Genomic DNA, 15,968 nt, shown 5'->3' on the forward strand with positions numbered 1-15,968 from the left:
CTTTCCGTCTCAGACCTTGATGTTCACGAGGCTTTTCATCACGAAGAGATTCGCAACGAGGAAGCCGGCGACGACCAGACAGGCGGGAATGAAGGCCGGCGTGCCTTTGACCGTGTCGTAATAATCGGGTTTCGCCAGCGAGATCGCCAAAAGCGCCAAAAGCGGGAAGCCAGACAAGAAGTTGCCGGACCATTTTGCCTCGGCGGTGATCGCCTTGACCCGGCGGAACAGTTTGAATCGCGAGCGGATCACTTTTGACAGACCGTCGAGCACCTCGGCGAGGTTGCCGCCCGATTGCTGTTGGATCGCCACAGCCACCGCGAGGAAGCGCAAATCCTGCATGTCGAGCCGTTCGGCCATGTCTTTGAGGGCTTCGCCCACGTCGCGACCATAGGCGCTTTCATCCGCGATCACGCCCATTTCGGTGCCCAAGGGATCGGGAACCTCTTTGGCGACGATGTTGAGCGCGTTGGAAAACGGGTGCCCGACGCGCAGGCTGCGCACCATCAACTCGACCGCATCGGGAAGCTGTTCCTCGATAAGCGCGAGGCGTTTCTTGGCCTTGGTCTGAATCCAGACGTAAACCGCGCCGATGCCCATTGCGATGGAGACCACCACACGGATCGGCATTGAGGCGGCGGTGCCGATCGACAGACCGACAAAGGCGACCATGCCCAACAGCCCCATCACCAGCAAAAGCTGTAGCGGGGAGAAAGCGATATTGGCCTTTTGCGCCTTTTCGGCCAGTACGGAATAGAGCGGGATCTTGCGCGATTTGAGGTGTTGGCTCATCTCCTTGCGGAGCTGGTTGAGCACCTCTTCGCGATCGCCCGTGCCCTTTTCCAAAAGCTCGTAACGGCGGTTGACCCGCGAATTCAGCGAGATCGACTTGCCGAACACCGTCAGGTAAATGCCTTCGACCAAGGCCAGCACCGCGACGAAAATCACGATGTAAATGACGGGTTCCATAGAAATGACCATGAGCGTCGTCCTCTTTTTAAAACGCTTTAACGCGGGTTCGTCGGCTCGAAGAGCGACGGCGGCAAATCGTAACCCCACATGCGGAAGCGTTCGGAATAGTGGCTCCGCACGCCGGTCGCGGTGAAGTGGCCGATGATTTTATTGTCGGGCGTCAGCCCCGTGCGCTGAAAGCGAAAGACTTCCTGCATCGAGATCACATCGCCTTCCATCCCGGTCACCTCGGTGATCGAGACCATGCGGCGCGAGCCGTCTTGCAGACGCGAGGCCTGCACGATCAGGTTCACAGCCGAGGATATTTGCGAGCGCACGGCTTTCAAAGGCATCTCGATCCCGGCCATGGCGATCATGTTTTCCAGACGCGACACGCCATCGCGCGCAGAGTTGGCGTGGATCGTGGTCATCGAGCCGTCGTGGCCGGTGTTCATGGCCTGCAACATGTCGATCACCTCTTCACCACGGGTTTCCCCCACGATGATCCGGTCCGGACGCATCCGCAGCGCGTTGCGCAAACAGTCGCGCTGGGTCACGGCGCCCTTGCCCTCGACGTTTGCCGGGCGGCTTTCCATCCGACCGACGTGGGTCTGTTGCAGCTGAAGTTCCGCGGTATCCTCGATCGTGAGGATGCGTTCGTCATTGTCGATAAAGGAAGACAGCGCGTTCAGCGTCGTGGTTTTCCCGGAGCCGGTACCGCCCGACACGATGACATTGAGACGGGTGGAGACGGCGGCCTGAAGATAGGCGGCCATTTCTTCAGTGAAGGCGCCAAAGCGCACGAGATCGTCGATCGCGAGTTTTTCTTTTTTGAACTTACGAATGGAGACGAGCGAGCCGTCCACCGCAACGGGCGGCACCATGGCGTTGAAACGCGATCCGTCCTTGAGACGGGCGTCAACGTAGGGGTTCGATTCATCGACGCGGCGCCCCACAGCGGAGACGATCTTGTCGATGATCCGCAAGAGGTGCTTTTCGTCCTTGAAGGTGATGTCCGACAGTTCGAGTTTACCGGCGCGTTCGACGAAAATCTGTTGCGGGCCGTTGACCAGAATATCGTTGATGCTTTCGTCTTTCAAAAGCGGCTCAAGCGGGCCGAGACCGCGCACCTCGTCGTAGAGGTCCTGGTTCAGTGTAATGCGTTCATCGCGATTGAGCACCAGGCCCTGATCGGCCAGAAACTCGGCGGTGATATCGGAAATCTCGGATCTGAGGTCCTTTTCCGCCGCGTTTTCAAGGGCTGAGAGGTTGAGGTCTTCGAGAAGACGCTTGTGCATCTCCACTTTGATTTCGCTGAGACGCTCCTTGCGGCGGCGTTCCTTATCCATCGGCGTCGGCTGGGCCGCGCGGCTGGCCGGTTTCTGTGTAGGCGCCGCAGCTTTGACGGGTTTCGCCGACTTGGGAGCAGGGGTCGACTGAGCGCTTGGCGCGGCCGTCGCCGCGACGGGCGCCGCCTTTTGGGTCTCTGATTTCTTATATCGCGAAAACATCTGTCTCTTACCTCATTTGGCCCACCGAGGCGGGACCTTGCGGGACCTTATTGTGCGGCCTCAAGCTGTTCGGTCTGGCGGGCGTGCAGGGAGGCGGCCAGTTTGTGGATCTCCTTGCGCAGCGGGTTTTTCGTGGCCTCAAGCCCCAAAGGCATGCCCTGATCGCAGGCCTCGCGCACTGGGCGACCGCCGTCGGGGAATTGTACCTCGATGGCAATCTCGAGGTTTTCCGCCATGCGTTTGATCCGCGCCTTGGCCGAGAGGTCCATCCCTTTGGGCGCACGGTTCAACAGGAAGCGCATCTTTTCGAACGGCAGTTCCTCGGCCCGCAGCGCATTGCGCAGGCGCAGGATGTTCTGGGCCGAGCGCAGATCGAGCTCGATGGGCGCGAAATAGAATTCTGCCGCGGTCAGAACGGTTTCGGTCCAGGCGACCAAAGTCGTCGGCATGTCGATGATCACATAGTCGAAATGCGCCCGCGCCTTGTCGAGCAGGCGCTCGACATCGATGGGTTCGATGAAATCGAGCGGCAAGACCTCGGTCGGCGCGGTCAGCACCGACAGCTTGTCGTTGAAATTCATCAAAGCGCCCTTGAACGCATCGTCGTCCATGCTCTCGGTCGAGGACAGCAATTCATAGACGGCCTCGCGACGCGGGAGATCGAGATAGGTCGAGACCGAACCGAATTGCAAGTTGAGATCGATCAGAAGCACGCGCGGTTGCGGGCCTTTCTTTTCGATCGTGGCCAATTCCCAAGCGAGGTTCACGGCAATCGTCGTCGCCCCGGTGCCGCCCGCGATGGAGTGGACAGGAAGGACGATCCCGTTCGCACCACCGTGTTTCGAGGTCGCAGGACGCGCGGTGTCGATGAAATCGACCGCCGGCACTTTGCGCGGGGCGTTCAGCCGCTCGATCGCATCGTGGAGCGCCTGTTCCGGAAGCGGGTAGGGGATGAAATCTTCAGCGCCCAGTTGCAAGAGCTGGTGCAGCGCCATCGGCGAGACCTCATCGGCGATCAGGATCACCTTGATGCCCTGAACCTTGGCCGATTTGATCAGGTCGGCGATCATCGCCAAAAGGCCCTCGTCTTCCTGATCGAGGGCAATGGCTACGAATTTCAGCCCGCCGCTTTCCGGTTGCCGGAAAAATTGTCGCGCATCTTCAAAGGAAAGATCGCCCCAGGCTTCGCCCAGTTCGCTCTCCATATCCTCGATCAAAAGATCGAAATTCTGCACGTCCCGGCTGATCGTACAGGCAACCAGCGGGGCCGGGTCGTTTTGCAATAGAGCTTCACTCGTCATTGCTCAAAGCGTCCTTTTACTCGAACGCCAGGATCGATTGTCCGCCAAGTCTTTGAAAGATAGAGACCCAACACCCCATTTCCCCTGGCGCGTCTGCCCGACTCACAGGTCGGACATACTGCTCCCATTGGGGATAAGGTGCCGGGCAACTGGGGCAACAATAGGGCCGAAATCGCGTAATAATTCGCTATTGGGGGACGATATGAACGCGAATGGGGCCAAACCCGGTGCAGGTTTGGCCCCATTGTTCATATTGCGTGCTGTGTCGAGAAACTCTTTAGCCGCCCGGGTTGATCTCCCGGCTGCCGAAATCGACCAGATCGGACGGCGCCGTGGCGCTTTCGATATATTCGCGGTGAATGATCTCGGCGTAACGGCTGTCCATCACGAGGTCCGAGTTTTCGACGAAGCCGGAAACTTCGGTGATCGTGCGGCGGTTTTTGCGTTCCGGGTCCTGAGTCACGATGAGCGGCTGGGTTTCGCCGTAAGAGACCATGGCCTCGAGACGCGAGCGCGAGATGCCGTTGCGGGCCAGTTCGGCGACGACGGCTTTCGCGCGGCGCAGGCCGAGCGATTTGTTATAGGCGTTCGAGCCGACGAGATCGGTGTGGCCGTAGACGCGGAAGCGCACTTCGGGGAATTGTGCCATGAAATGCGCCTGTTTGCGGATCGCATCGCGTGCCACGCCATCGAGAACGGCCGAGTTGAATTCGAAATTCACCGTGGCTGGAACCTGCGAGGCAAAGCGTTCGTTCAGGTCGATCACGTAGCTCAGCTGACCGGTCTGAACCAACGTGTTGTTCATGGTCGCATTGCCGAAAGTGCCATTGTCGAGATAGCCGCCCGCCTCTTGGAACCAAGAAGAGCCTGCTGGTTGATCGGAGCACGCGCCAAGCGCCAGAAGGGCAGAGGCGGCGAGGGTCAGTTTCAAAGTATCCCGCATGTCCTTACTCCATCACATAGCCATAGGACCCGGAGAAGTCCTGTTTCGCAACTTCGGCGGCGCTGCCGGATTGCGGCGCGGAGGTGCCGCCGAAGGTTTTGCCAAAGAGGAACAAATCGCTCTCGGTCGGGATTTTGACGCGATCCGTCGGCAGGGCCAGAGCCAAACCGTTGGTCGGCGTCACCAGATGCGGGGTGACGATGATCACCAGCTCGGATTGACGGCGCGAATAATCGGTGGAGCGGAACAGTGCCCCCAGAACCGGGATGTCTCCCAGCCACGGCACCTGACCGACGAGATCTTCGAAGTCGTCCTGCAAGAGGCCCGCGATGGCAAAGCTCTGGCCATCACGCAGCTCGACTGTGGTGGAGGTCTCACGACGTTTGAACGAGTTCAACGTAAAGCCATCTACCGAGTAGTTGACGGTCGAGTCGATCCCGGAAACGGCGGCGCGCATTTCAAGGTTGATCTGATCGCCATTGACCACGCGGGGCACGAACTCAAGTTCCACGCCGAAGGGTTTGAAGTCGATGTAAATGCCGTCCTCGCTGGACACCGGGATCGGATATTCGCCACCGGCGAGGAATTTGGCCTGTTGGCCGGACAGTGCGGTCAGATTCGGCTCGGCCAAAGTACGGACGAGGCCTTTTTCTTCCATGGCTTCAAGCAGGACAGAAAGCTGGGTGTTGCCGATTGATCCGCCGATGTTCAGTGCGCCGAGAGTTCCCTCGCTCACCGTGACGCCGCCGTTTTGCGCAATCGCCGCGGCAGAGTTGTTTGCGCTCAGCCAAGTGCCGCTGGACCCGGCAACATTCGTGCTGGCGATGCCGATGGAGGAAGACAGGTTCTTGGACACAGAGCGCGTCATTTCGGCGAAACGCACTTTCAGCATCACCTGCTGGGTGCCGCCGATGTTCAACAGATTGGACACCCGGCCCGGCGCGTAGCGTTCGGCGAGCTCGACGGCGCGTTCCATCATGGTGACCGAGGAAATAACGCCCGACAGCACGATGCCGTCATTGGCGGTGCGCACCTCGATCGTTTCATTCGGCATGATCTGACGCAGGCGTTCCTTGAACTCGGTCACGTCCGGGGTGACCTGCACTTGAACGTTGGTGATCAGCGAGCCGTTCGGCGCCAAAAGCGTGATCGTCGTCAGACCGGGGGTGCGGCCCAGGACGTAGATCGTGCGATCCGACAGGGTGGAAATATCCGCAATCTCTGCGTTGGCGACCGAGATCTCTGCGAAGGGTTCGTCGCTTTCGACGACCACGGCGCGGTTCATCGGAACGTTCAGAACGCCCGAAGGAGACCCGGTCATAACACGGAGTTTATCTGCAAACGCCCCATGGGGTGCTGCACCGATAAGGGCACACCCGACGAGGGCTGCCTTGAACATATTCAACATTTTCATGTGATCCTGCCTCTGATCGACCACGCCTCAAGAACGGACTCTGACGGTCCACTTGGGCTCGACCATGCGGTAAATTAACTTTTTTTGCAATAATCAATCTCTTGGGCGCATTTGGTGATGTGGATAAGTCACAAGACCTAAATGCCGCGCTTTGGCCAAAATGCCGAAGAATACCGGCCAAGTCTTTGAAGCCTCCACATAAAAACGACTGCAGCAAACCCGAGGCAGGTTTGGCGCAAACTGTATGAATTCTAAGCCTGACGGCTATGTCTTCGCTGTTTTTAGTCTGTACAGGGGATTTGGGTCACGATCATCTCGCCGCCCTTGCGGGTGCGGATGGTGCACACTTCCTCGCGCGGGGCCTCGACATATTCCTGTTCGACAATGCCCAAAAGCGTGTTCTTGTCGATTTCGACACCGGCCACGACCGTGTCGTCATCGCGACCGACCAGCGCCAGCGACAGGCGCCCGGTGCTTTGCGCGGTGGCCAGGGCCGCGACTTCTGTCGGGGTCGCCTCGACGGTCACGGTGCGGGCGATCACGGTGGTCTGGCGCTCTTCGTCGGCGGATTGGTCGACGGCGACCAGCGGCATGGAGGATTGGATCAGCTTTGTGGTTTCGCTGGCGGCGTTCGGCAGACGGCCGGTCCAATAGACATCGACACGGTCGCCAGGGCGCAACAGGCCCGAAACGCCTGAGCTGACGTCCACTCGGATGGCAAAGGCACGCATGCCCTTTGACAGGCGGGCCGCAACACCGGCTTTCTCACCCGGACGTGTGACTTTCGCGCCCATGAGCGGCTCCATCGGCTCGATGGTGCGCAGGGCTGCGCGCAGCACGTCGGGACCTTCCGGGAAAAGCTGTTCTTCGGTCATGAAAGGCTGGGCGGGGATGGCGTCCACCGGCCAAAGCACCTTTTTCACCTTTTCCGGCAGGATCGGTTCGCCATAGGTCAGTTGTTCGAGGGCAACGTAAATTTCTTCGGTCTGGACGGAAGAGGAGCGCATGGCTTTCTCTCGGTCAAGCTCTGCCTGATATGTCGACAGGTAGCCCCGCGTCATATGAACGGCAAATCCCGCCAGTGCGACCCCGATGACGAGGACCAATCCGAAAATGATACGCATAACAGTCGTCCCTTTCTTGCGGAGGACAGATTTCTCCCCTCGCGATACGCTCTTAACTTTTCAGTCAAATACGGCATTTCGGTGGTGCCAAGGCGGCGTTGGCATGAATTTTTGCATTTTCCGGAACAAAAGCCCCGAATTGCGCGGGCTGTTCTCGGTCGCTCGATTGGGGCCGATATGCTCCGCTCCGATGACACAGGCTGAATTCTCAGACACTGCCACCCACCAAAGTAAAACCGCGCCTCCCAGTGAAGACGCGGTTTTTGTATCTTGCTCGGCCCGTGTGGACCGTGCAGAGATTAGTAGGTGACCACAGTGCGGGACATCAGATCGGCGGAGATTTTGTCGCCGAGTGCGGTGGTGCCGTTGGACACGGTGGTCAGAACGGCAATGCCAAGGCCGACGACGGCAGCAGTGAGCACGACCCAGTCAACGGTCACAGCGCCGTCTTCGTCACGTTTGAAGCGATTTGCGAGTTTGAAGAATTTCATCAGTCTACTCCGAATTTGGAATTCAGTGGGATTAGTATGTGACCACAGTGCGGGACATCAGATCGGCGGAGATTTTGTCGCCGAGGGCAGTGGTGCCGCTGGAAACGGAGGCCAGAACGGCAATGGCGAGGCCGACGATGGCAGAAGTCAGCACGACCCAGTCAACGGTCACGGCGCCGTCTTCGTCACGTTTGAAGCGATTTGCGAGTTTGAAGAATTTCATAAGTTTACCCTCCGAGGATATGTTTCAGCTCAGTTTTTCCACGTCTTAGCGTTTGGAGCACCTGCCGTTTCCCTTGGCTGTGTCGCTCCGTTGCGCTTTCGATGAGCCTATATGGCCCCCGAACTGGGGCGAGAGTTGGGCAGCATTGGTACGTTTTTGGAAACGCGAAGAAATCCGGGTCACAATTTATTAAGTGTATGATTTTAAATAATAAAAAATTTTAACTATTTTTTGAGAAAATGCTTTTTAAGTGAAAAACCGGTTAATGCGGGCCTTTGATTTATTCTGAATCCCTCTAAATCACTCGCAAAACGTGGTGATTTTTGCGAAACTGGATGCAATTCCACTGAAAAGGCCGACCAACAGGCCTGTCATGAGAGCAGTTGCGTATGATTCAAAAGTTTCGATCCGGGGCGCTGTCTCCGATTGTTTTCTCTGTGAGTTTAATGGCCATGGCCTCTGCTGCGCCTGTCTTCGCGCAGGATCAGGGCCAGGAGGCTACGCCCTCCGCCACCGCTGAGGCACAGGTTCCGCCGCCCTGGCCTGAGGTGCGCACCAAGCGTCTCGGTGTGCCAACAGGGGGCGCGGGCAATCTGATCAATGTGCAAATCCGTCCCGGCCCCAAAACCCTCAAAGCCCCGCCTGTGGCCCAAGCCGCCGAGGCGCCCGCGCCGCAGGATCTTCTGGACTGGTATTGGACCGCCGTGCCGCATGATCTGGCGGGGGCCGAGGCGTCGCGGTTCGGCGCGGCTTTGGCGGCGCTCGATCTCGATACGAAAAAGACGATTCCCTCGCCCTCGTTTCAACATGTGACCGATCTGGCCAATCGTTACGGCCCGTCGCTCCTGCTCAACTCCATCGGAACACAGGTCAGCCCGGCCTTGGCGCTGGCGGTGATGGCGGTCGAATCCTCGGGCGATGAGGCGGCGCTGAGCGGGGCAGGGGCCCAAGGGCTCATGCAGCTCATCCCCGCCACGGCAGAACGTTTTGGCGTCGACGCCACGGACCCGGACCAGAACATCAAGGGCGGCATCGCCTATCTCGATTGGCTGTTGAAAGAGTTCAACGGCGATGTGGCGCTGGCGCTTGCGGGGTATAATGCGGGGGAAAACGCGGTGAAATCCGCCGGCGGCCCGCCGCCCTATGCCGAGACACGTGCCTATGTGCCCAAGGTGTTGGCCGCTTGGCAGGTGACAAAGCGCCTCTGCGTGACCCAGCCGGAGCTTTATTCAGACGGCTGCGTCTTTGCCACCAACGCGGTGCGGGCGTCCAATTGAAAAGGGGCCCAAAGGGGCTCCTGTGGGGCCCCTGATCTCAACAGGCGTTCAGATCGACATTTTCTTGAAGATGAATTCCGGGATGTGCCGGATGATCAACATGATGTAGCGCCAGAAAAACGGCGTGTAGATCACGTTCTTTTTCTTCGCCACCGCGCGCAGGATGTCTTTCGCCACCGCATCGGGGGAGGCGACGAGGAACATGCCTTCAATGCCCCAGGTCATCGCCGTGTCGACAAAGCCGGGTTTCACGGTCACCACATGACCGCCCGCGCGCGTCAGGCGATTGCGCAGGCCCGAAAGATATGTCGCGAATCCCGCCTTGGCCGAACCGTAGACATAGTTTCCAATCCGGCCACGATCTCCGGCGACCGATCCGACGCCTACGACGGTGCCTTGACCGCGCGCTTCCATTTGGGGCGCGAGCATCGACAAAAATGTCGCCGGACCGATATGGCTGTCCTGCACCACGCCGTCGATCAGGGTCGGGTCGGCGTCAATTGCGGATTGTTCCGGCATGGAGCCGACAAAGACGGCGCAGTTGATGGCACCTTCGTTCAGGATCGCGTGGTCGATGATGGGGGCGAAGGTTGTGCTGTCGCGGGCATCGAACCGCATCGCCAAAGCCTCGCTTGCCCCACGCGCTTTGCAATCTTCGGCGGAGGCCGCGAGGTCTTCCATATCGCGCCCGCAAAGGATCAGCATCGCGCCCTCTTTCGCCAGCCGTCGTGCCATGGCACGCGCCATCGAAGAGGTTGCGCCGAGGATGATCCAGGTCTGTGCTGTCTGTGTCATCTCAACTCTCCTTTGCGCTTTCACGCAGGTTCAGACGCCGTACCAGATCAGTCGTCATCGCTCCCTCCGGGTCGGCTTTTTCCACCGCGCGCTGCCATTTGTCGTGTTCGGGATACATGCCAGCCACCTGGGCCGCTTCGGCCACGCCGTCCTTGGCGAAATAAATCCGCCCGCCCGCGTCCTGCGCCATATCGGTCAGCTCTTTGATCAGCTCTTCTGATCCGTCCTTGTTCGGGAAATCGACGGCCAGCGTGTAACCCTCCATCGGGAAAGACATATAGCCACCTCGACCCGCACCCATCTTTTTGAGCACTGCCAGAGGCGAGGCCAGATGCGACGCGCCGATTTTCTCAAGCATCAGGCGCAGCACATCGACGCGCTCGGGCGGCACCACGCATTGGAACTGGTTGAATCCATGCTTGCCGTAGAGGCGGTTCCAGTCGTGGATCGCATCGAGCGGAAAAAACGGCTCGGTGATCGGTTTGACAGAGGTGCGGCCTTTCGCGGGCACGCGGCGGAAATAGAGCTCGTTGAACACCCGCACCACCGGCGCCGACAGCGCCCAGCCGGGAGCGTTGAACGGCACCGCCTTGGCGCCCTCCTTGCTGGTGTTGATGCCGGAGGTGATCTCGCCTTCCTCCAAAATCCCGCGTCCCAGATGCGCGCCGGTCGCCGTCGCGTCGATCCAGCCGACGGTGTAATCCGTCTTGCTCTCGTCAAAGGCCACGAGGAAGTCATCGAGGCTGTCGATCCGCCGCTCGGTCAGCACCATCATGTCGCCTTTGCAGGGCATGAGTTGAAGCTTCGCCTTGGCGATCACCCCGGTCTGGCCGAGGCCGCCGATGGTGGCCTTCCAGATCGCGCCGCTCTTGGGCGTGATGGTTTTGACCGCAGCACCCTGTATCAGAGTGATCTCGGTCACATGCTGGCCGAAGGAGCCTTTCACATGGTGGTTTTTGCCATGCACGTCATTGGCGATACAGCCGCCGACCGTGGCAAAGCCTGTGCCGGGCATGACGGGGGGGATCCATCCCTTGGCGGCAAAGGCGCGGCCCAAATCCCCGATCGGCATCCCGGCCTCGACCTCGACAATGCCGGTCTCGGCGTCGAAAGACACCACGCGGTCCAGCCGCGTCATGTCATAGGCGTGGCCGCCGTCATTCAACGCCACATCGCCATAAGAGCGCCGCATCCCAAAGGCAGGCGCGGCGAAGCCCGCGATGTCGCGCAGCAAAGAAGATTGGCGTTCCGGGCGGGCGATCTGGCCCGTGGCGCTGCGCGCCCGCCCCCAGCCGGCGTAAGTAACTGTGTTCCAGGTCATCGGAAATCCTGTGGATGACGGTGTCTGCTCTGACCTTTTCTAAGAGAAAGGCCTTGTGATTGCTCGGAGGTTTAAAAAACAATTGGGGCGACAATATGATGCTGTTTCTGTTTTTTGAACAATCAAGGCAGAGAAAAACGCGACCCATCTCTGAGCCGCGTTCCGTCTTCATTGCGGTGACAATACTCAGACAGGCGTTCAGCCCACAATCGTCGCCTCGGTCGCTTTGCGAAGCTCGTCTTCCGTGACCCCATCGGCCAGTTCGACGATCTTCAAACCGCCCTCGACCACGTCCAGCACACCCAGATTGGTGATCACCCGATCCACCACGCCCTGACCGGTCAAAGGCAGAGTGCAGGCCTTCAAAAGTTTGCTCTCACCATGTTTGTTGGTGTGATCCATCACCACCACCACACGGCCCACGCCCGCGACCAAATCCATCGCGCCGCCCATGCCTTTCACCAACTTGCCGGGGATCATCCAGTTCGCCAGATCGCCCTTCTCATCGACCTCCATCGCGCCGAGGATCGCCATGGCGATCTTGCCGCCACGGATCATGCCGAAGCTGAAAGAACTGTCGAAATAGGCGGTGTTGGGCAGCTCCGTGATGGTCTGTTTTCCGGCGTTGATCAGGTCCGGGTCCTCGTCGCCCTCATAGGGAAACGGCCCCATGCCGAGCATGCCGTTCTCCGACTGAAGCGTCACGGAAACGCCCTCCGGGATGAAGTTCGGCACCAAGGTCGGGATGCCGATCCCAAGGTTCACATAGGTGCCGTCTTCCAGCTCCTGCGCCGCGCGCGCGGCCATTTGATTGCGGTCCCAGCCTTTGTTTTTCTCGGCCATAATTCTCCTCCTTTGCCGAACGCTTGTTCGGTCATCCTGTCATTTTCTGTTGGGTCGAGAGGGCGTCGCCCTCCGGTGTCAGTCCAAGACGATGCTCTGCGATGGCGCAGAACACCTGCCATCCGTAGTCTGAATTCATATGCCGATGATCCACCTGCCCTTCGGGCGCGGCGATGTCGGTGCCGGGGCGGGCATAGCGGTCTTGCGTCATGAATTGCCCGGCGCGGGTCTCATGCGGTTGTAGAAAAACATCGAGACCCGCCGCCTGCATCCGCTCCGTGATGATCGCCTCATAGTGCGTCATCCACTGATCGGCGAAGCCACGTTGTGAGAGCGCGGTGAGGCCGTATTCATGTTTCGGCCCCGGCGTGGTCGAACGCGCAAGCGGGTAGGGCGCGGGCAGGATGCAGTAGCGGTCGTCGGCCCCGAAACGGTCCACGATGTGATCGACGCGCGATTGCACCATGCTGGTCAGAAAGGCCGTGAGCGCTGCGGTGGAGATCGGCGCCCGCCCGCTGCGCTCCGCCTCTTCGAGCACATCGTGAAACGCCATGAGCCGCATCACGTGGTTGAGCGTGAAACGTTCGCCGACCTGAATGATCAGGGAAAAGGGCGAAAAATCAATCTCAGGACGGTCCATCCAGGCGAGTTTGCGGGCCTTGGCATCTGCCGCGCGCAAAATGCCATTCTCGAACAGGGCCTCGCTGAAAATCCGCCCCGGCATGCCGAAATAGCTGACCTCAAGACCGGGGAAGCCCGTCTTGATCCGCTCGCGCGCGGTGTAGAAGGCGCCGGTATGCGAGGAGCCGACGATGAGAACCTTTTGCTTGCCCACTTCGTCCGTCATGAGCGCTCCGCCTCGATCAGGGCCTCTTCGCAGACCAGATCATCGTCTTCGTCCTCGTCGATTTGCGCGGCTGTGTTGGCGGCAACATAGGCCTCGCCTTGCGGGTCATGGGCCTGAAAGAACATGCGCATGGCGGCGGTCACGCCTTCGTCGGTGACGGAGCGCAGGTTGTCCTTGTAAAACCGGCCCTGGGCCGCCGGGTTTGTGATCAGCTCATAGGAGGGGAAGTAATCGACATCGCCATAGCTGTCTGCAAGCTCGCCGGCGGCGGCACGTAGCACGGCTTTGGAATAGCCCGTCGAAACCATCACATGTTTGCCCGAGGCCGTGGCGGTCAAGGGCACAGGCGAGACGGTCAACAGCATCCTGATCCCGGGGCGGAGCAGCACGAGCAGGGTCCGCAGCTGTTCGAGATCCTTGCGCAGCTCGGGCAGGGTAAAGTTGTGGAATTCGTAGTGCTCCGGGTCATAGTCCCCGGCGAGCGTGCCGGGCGCGGTCGGGTAGACCGTGCCGCTGTCGCGGTGACGCCAGACCTCGGTCAGCCCGAGGGTGAAGACGAAAACCTCCGCCTCTTTCACCGCCCGAAGCACCCGTCGCAAATGCACTCGACGGGCCTGTCGCACATGTTCGGGACGCTCGAGCCCCTCGGCTTCGACATTGGGGCGCTGGGCATCGACATAGCGGCCTTCGCGCGTCCAGATCGGTTCGGCCGGGGCGAATTCGCCTAGGGCCTCGCGCAAAAGCTGAAGCATCTGACGCGCGGTGTAGATATTGCCGTACCGCGCGGAGTAAAGCCCGTAGCCAAAGCGATTGAGCACCTCGCGGGCAATCGGGGCCACGGGGGTTTCCGTGTCGATCACCGCCCAATTGCGGGCCGCCAGAGCGCGATGCACATGCTGGGCAAAGCAACTGCCCGCGGTCATGATTTTCGTTTCGCGGGTGATCGGAAATTTCGGCAGGTACAGCCCCTTGATCGCCGAAAGCTCTGCTTCGGCGACGCCGCTCCGCCAAAAGGCGGAGGCCGGGAGGGTGTCATAGGGGCTGCCCAAGATCGTGTCGCGTTACGCCGCCGGACGGGGCCGCGTCGTGCGCTGCTCAATACGTTTTTCATGCTCGCCCTGAATCAGGCGGTGCACATAGACGCCGGGCATGTGGATGTGGTCCGGGTCGAGCGAGCCGGTGGGCACAATCTCTTCGACTTCCATGATGCAGATCTTGCCGCACATCGCCGCCGGCGGATTGAAATTGCGCGCGGTCTTGCGGAAGATCGCATTGCCGGTCTCATCGGCTTTCCAGGCTTTCACGATAGAAATATCGGCAAAAATGCCCTCTTCCATGATGTAGGTTTCACCGTTGAACTCTTTGTGGTCTTTGCCCTCGGCGATGACCGTGCCGACGCCTGTCTTGGTGTAGAACCCCGGAATGCCAGCACCGCCCGCGCGCATGCGTTCGGCCAGCGTGCCCTGCGGGTTGAATTCCAGCTCCAGCTCGCCGGAGAGATATTGACGCATGAATTCCGCGTTTTCGCCCACGTAGGAGGACATCATTTTCCGGATCTGGCGGGTTTCCAACAGCTTGCCGAGACCGAACCCGTCGACGCCTGCGTTGTTGGAGGCCACGGTCAGATCCTTGACGCCGCTCTCGACAATGGCGTCGATCAGTAACTCAGGGATGCCACAGAGGCCGAACCCGCCCGCGGCGATCAGCATGCCGTCTTTCAAAATCCCGTCGAGGGCCTCTTTGGCCGACCCGTACACCTTACTCATCTTCGTCCTCCCGTGAATGGCGTTTGCCTGATTAACCGGGTTCTGGCGGAGTGAGTCAATTCTTTGCTGCACTGCAACAGGTTGGTTTTCCTGCGAAGGAGCTATTAGGTCAAATACGGGACGTCATAATAATTTATTATTTTTGTCGGGCTTGATTGCGGCGTGCGGTGCATCATATTCACAAGAGAGAATGTGATTAATACACAAAGGATACCCTATGCAGTTTTTCGCCGCGTCAAACCGCCCCGGAAGCCCGGATGTCGCCGCCTTCTACGAAGAGGCCAGCGGTTCCTGGCAATATGTCGTCATCGACCCGGCCACGAAATCAGCGGCGATCATCGACCCGGTGCTGGATTTCGACCCGGCCTCCGGCGCCACATGGACGGCGAGCGCCGATGAGATCGCAAGCTTTGTGACAGAGCAGGGGCTCAATGTCGTCTGGGTGCTCGACACCCACCCCCATGCCGATCATTTCTCCGCCGCGCCCTATCTTGCCGAACGATTTAAGGCGCCGCAGGCGATCGGCAAGAAGGTTCTCGAGGTGCAAAACATCTGGGCCGATCTTTACGCCGATGACAGCCTCAAGAACCGCCCCGAGTATTGGCAGCGCCTGTTCGAGCCGGGCGACACATTCGGCATCGGCGGGTTGACGGCACATGTCATCCTCTCGACTGGTCACACGCTGGCCTCGGTGTCTTATGTGATCGGCGATGCGGTTTTTGCCCATGACACCTTTATGGTGCCCGACAGCGGCACCTCGCGCGCCGACTTCCCGGGCGGCTCGTCCGCCGAACTGTGGGACAGTTTGCAGACCATTCTCGCCATGCCGGAAGACACCCGCATTTTTGTTGGGCATGACTATCAGAAAGGCGGGCGGGAAGAGGCCTGTATGGCCACGGTGGCCGAACACAAGGCCTCGAACATTCATGTGAAAGACGGGATTTCGAAAGAGGAATTCATCGAAACCCGGGACGCGCGCGATGCGACCCTGCCTTTGCCGGGGCGGATGCTCTATGCGCTTCAGGTCAACATCCGGGGTGGGCGTTTGCCGGAGCCGGATGACAAGGGCCGCGCGGTGTTTTCCATTCCGGTCAACCGGTTCGAGCCAAAGCTCTGAAATGAAAAGGGCGCCTTTCGGGGCGCCCTCTGATCAGTCTCTCG

Annotated in this window: 16 protein-coding genes; 2 read left to right on the plus strand and 14 right to left on the minus strand. The window is 59.6% G+C overall.

Annotation, left to right across the window (positions count from 1 at the left end):
- Positions 1-9 precede the first annotated feature (9 nt).
- The 8 genes from ACN0X0_RS15505 to ACN0X0_RS15540 all read right to left on the minus strand — a co-directional run bounded on the left by ACN0X0_RS15505 (position 10) and on the right by ACN0X0_RS15540 (position 7,958).
- Positions 10-981 (minus strand): type II secretion system F family protein, encoded by a 972-nt coding sequence (locus tag ACN0X0_RS15505; RefSeq protein ID WP_417279880.1) that lies wholly within the window; start codon positions 979-981, stop codon positions 10-12.
- Positions 982-1,007: 26 nt separating this feature from the next.
- Positions 1,008-2,462: a CpaF family protein gene (locus ACN0X0_RS15510; RefSeq protein ID WP_417279881.1), complete on the minus strand. Its 1,455-nt coding sequence runs from the start codon at positions 2,460-2,462 to the stop codon at positions 1,008-1,010.
- 47 nt (positions 2,463-2,509) lie between these two features.
- On the minus strand, positions 2,510-3,763 hold the full coding sequence (locus ACN0X0_RS15515; protein WP_417279882.1) for an AAA family ATPase: 1,254 nt from the start codon (positions 3,761-3,763) through the stop codon (positions 2,510-2,512).
- Positions 3,764-4,040: 277 nt separating this feature from the next.
- Positions 4,041-4,706 carry an OmpA family protein gene (locus tag ACN0X0_RS15520; RefSeq protein WP_417279883.1) on the minus strand — a complete coding sequence of 222 codons (666 nt, stop codon included), beginning with the start codon at positions 4,704-4,706 and terminating at the stop codon, positions 4,041-4,043.
- A 4-nt stretch (positions 4,707-4,710) separates the two neighbouring features.
- On the minus strand, positions 4,711-6,120 hold the full coding sequence (locus ACN0X0_RS15525) for a type II and III secretion system protein family protein (RefSeq protein ID WP_226554135.1): 1,410 nt from the start codon (positions 6,118-6,120) through the stop codon (positions 4,711-4,713).
- A 281-nt stretch (positions 6,121-6,401) separates the two neighbouring features.
- Positions 6,402-7,244 (minus strand): Flp pilus assembly protein CpaB, encoded by an 843-nt coding sequence (gene cpaB / locus ACN0X0_RS15530; RefSeq protein WP_417261985.1) that lies wholly within the window; start codon positions 7,242-7,244, stop codon positions 6,402-6,404.
- A 299-nt stretch (positions 7,245-7,543) separates the two neighbouring features.
- Positions 7,544-7,735 (minus strand): Flp family type IVb pilin, encoded by a 192-nt coding sequence (locus ACN0X0_RS15535; RefSeq protein WP_226554137.1) that lies wholly within the window; start codon positions 7,733-7,735, stop codon positions 7,544-7,546.
- A 31-nt stretch (positions 7,736-7,766) separates the two neighbouring features.
- A complete protein-coding gene (locus tag ACN0X0_RS15540) occupies positions 7,767-7,958 on the minus strand; it encodes a Flp family type IVb pilin (protein ID WP_417279884.1) in 192 nt (63 codons plus the stop codon).
- A 389-nt stretch (positions 7,959-8,347) separates the two neighbouring features.
- Between ACN0X0_RS15540 and ACN0X0_RS15545 the strand changes: the two genes are divergently transcribed.
- On the plus strand, positions 8,348-9,235 hold the full coding sequence (locus ACN0X0_RS15545; protein WP_417279933.1) for a lytic transglycosylase domain-containing protein: 888 nt from the start codon (positions 8,348-8,350) through the stop codon (positions 9,233-9,235).
- Positions 9,236-9,283: 48 nt separating this feature from the next.
- Here the strand turns inward: ACN0X0_RS15545 and ACN0X0_RS15550 are convergent, their stop codons facing one another.
- The 6 genes from ACN0X0_RS15550 to ACN0X0_RS15575 all read right to left on the minus strand — a co-directional run bounded on the left by ACN0X0_RS15550 (position 9,284) and on the right by ACN0X0_RS15575 (position 14,807).
- On the minus strand, positions 9,284-10,030 hold the full coding sequence (locus tag ACN0X0_RS15550) for an SDR family oxidoreductase (protein ID WP_417279885.1): 747 nt from the start codon (positions 10,028-10,030) through the stop codon (positions 9,284-9,286).
- 1 nt (position 10,031) lies between these two features.
- Positions 10,032-11,351: an FAD-binding protein gene (locus ACN0X0_RS15555; protein ID WP_417279886.1), complete on the minus strand. Its 1,320-nt coding sequence runs from the start codon at positions 11,349-11,351 to the stop codon at positions 10,032-10,034.
- 198 nt (positions 11,352-11,549) lie between these two features.
- Complete coding sequence (locus ACN0X0_RS15560; RefSeq protein ID WP_417279887.1) at positions 11,550-12,194, minus strand: 3-oxoacid CoA-transferase subunit B; 645 nt, start codon at positions 12,192-12,194, stop codon at positions 11,550-11,552.
- A 31-nt stretch (positions 12,195-12,225) separates the two neighbouring features.
- On the minus strand, positions 12,226-13,041 hold the full coding sequence (locus ACN0X0_RS15565; RefSeq protein WP_417279888.1) for a hypothetical protein: 816 nt from the start codon (positions 13,039-13,041) through the stop codon (positions 12,226-12,228).
- Positions 13,038-14,090 (minus strand): GSCFA domain-containing protein, encoded by a 1,053-nt coding sequence (locus ACN0X0_RS15570; protein WP_417279889.1) that lies wholly within the window; start codon positions 14,088-14,090, stop codon positions 13,038-13,040. The genes ACN0X0_RS15565 and ACN0X0_RS15570 overlap by 4 nt, the downstream gene beginning before the upstream one ends.
- Positions 14,091-14,102: 12 nt before the next feature.
- Entirely contained in the window at positions 14,103-14,807 is a 705-nt protein-coding gene (locus ACN0X0_RS15575; RefSeq protein ID WP_417279890.1) for a CoA transferase subunit A, read from the minus strand.
- A gap of 217 nt (positions 14,808-15,024) precedes the next feature.
- On the opposite strand from ACN0X0_RS15575, the gene ACN0X0_RS15580 reads away from it, so the two are divergent.
- Positions 15,025-15,924 carry an MBL fold metallo-hydrolase gene (locus ACN0X0_RS15580; protein WP_417279891.1) on the plus strand — a complete coding sequence of 300 codons (900 nt, stop codon included), beginning with the start codon at positions 15,025-15,027 and terminating at the stop codon, positions 15,922-15,924.
- Positions 15,925-15,968 lie beyond the last annotated feature (44 nt).

This window comes from Celeribacter sp. (assembly GCF_048270365.1).
In the GTDB taxonomy this organism is placed as follows: domain Bacteria; phylum Pseudomonadota; class Alphaproteobacteria; order Rhodobacterales; family Rhodobacteraceae; genus Celeribacter.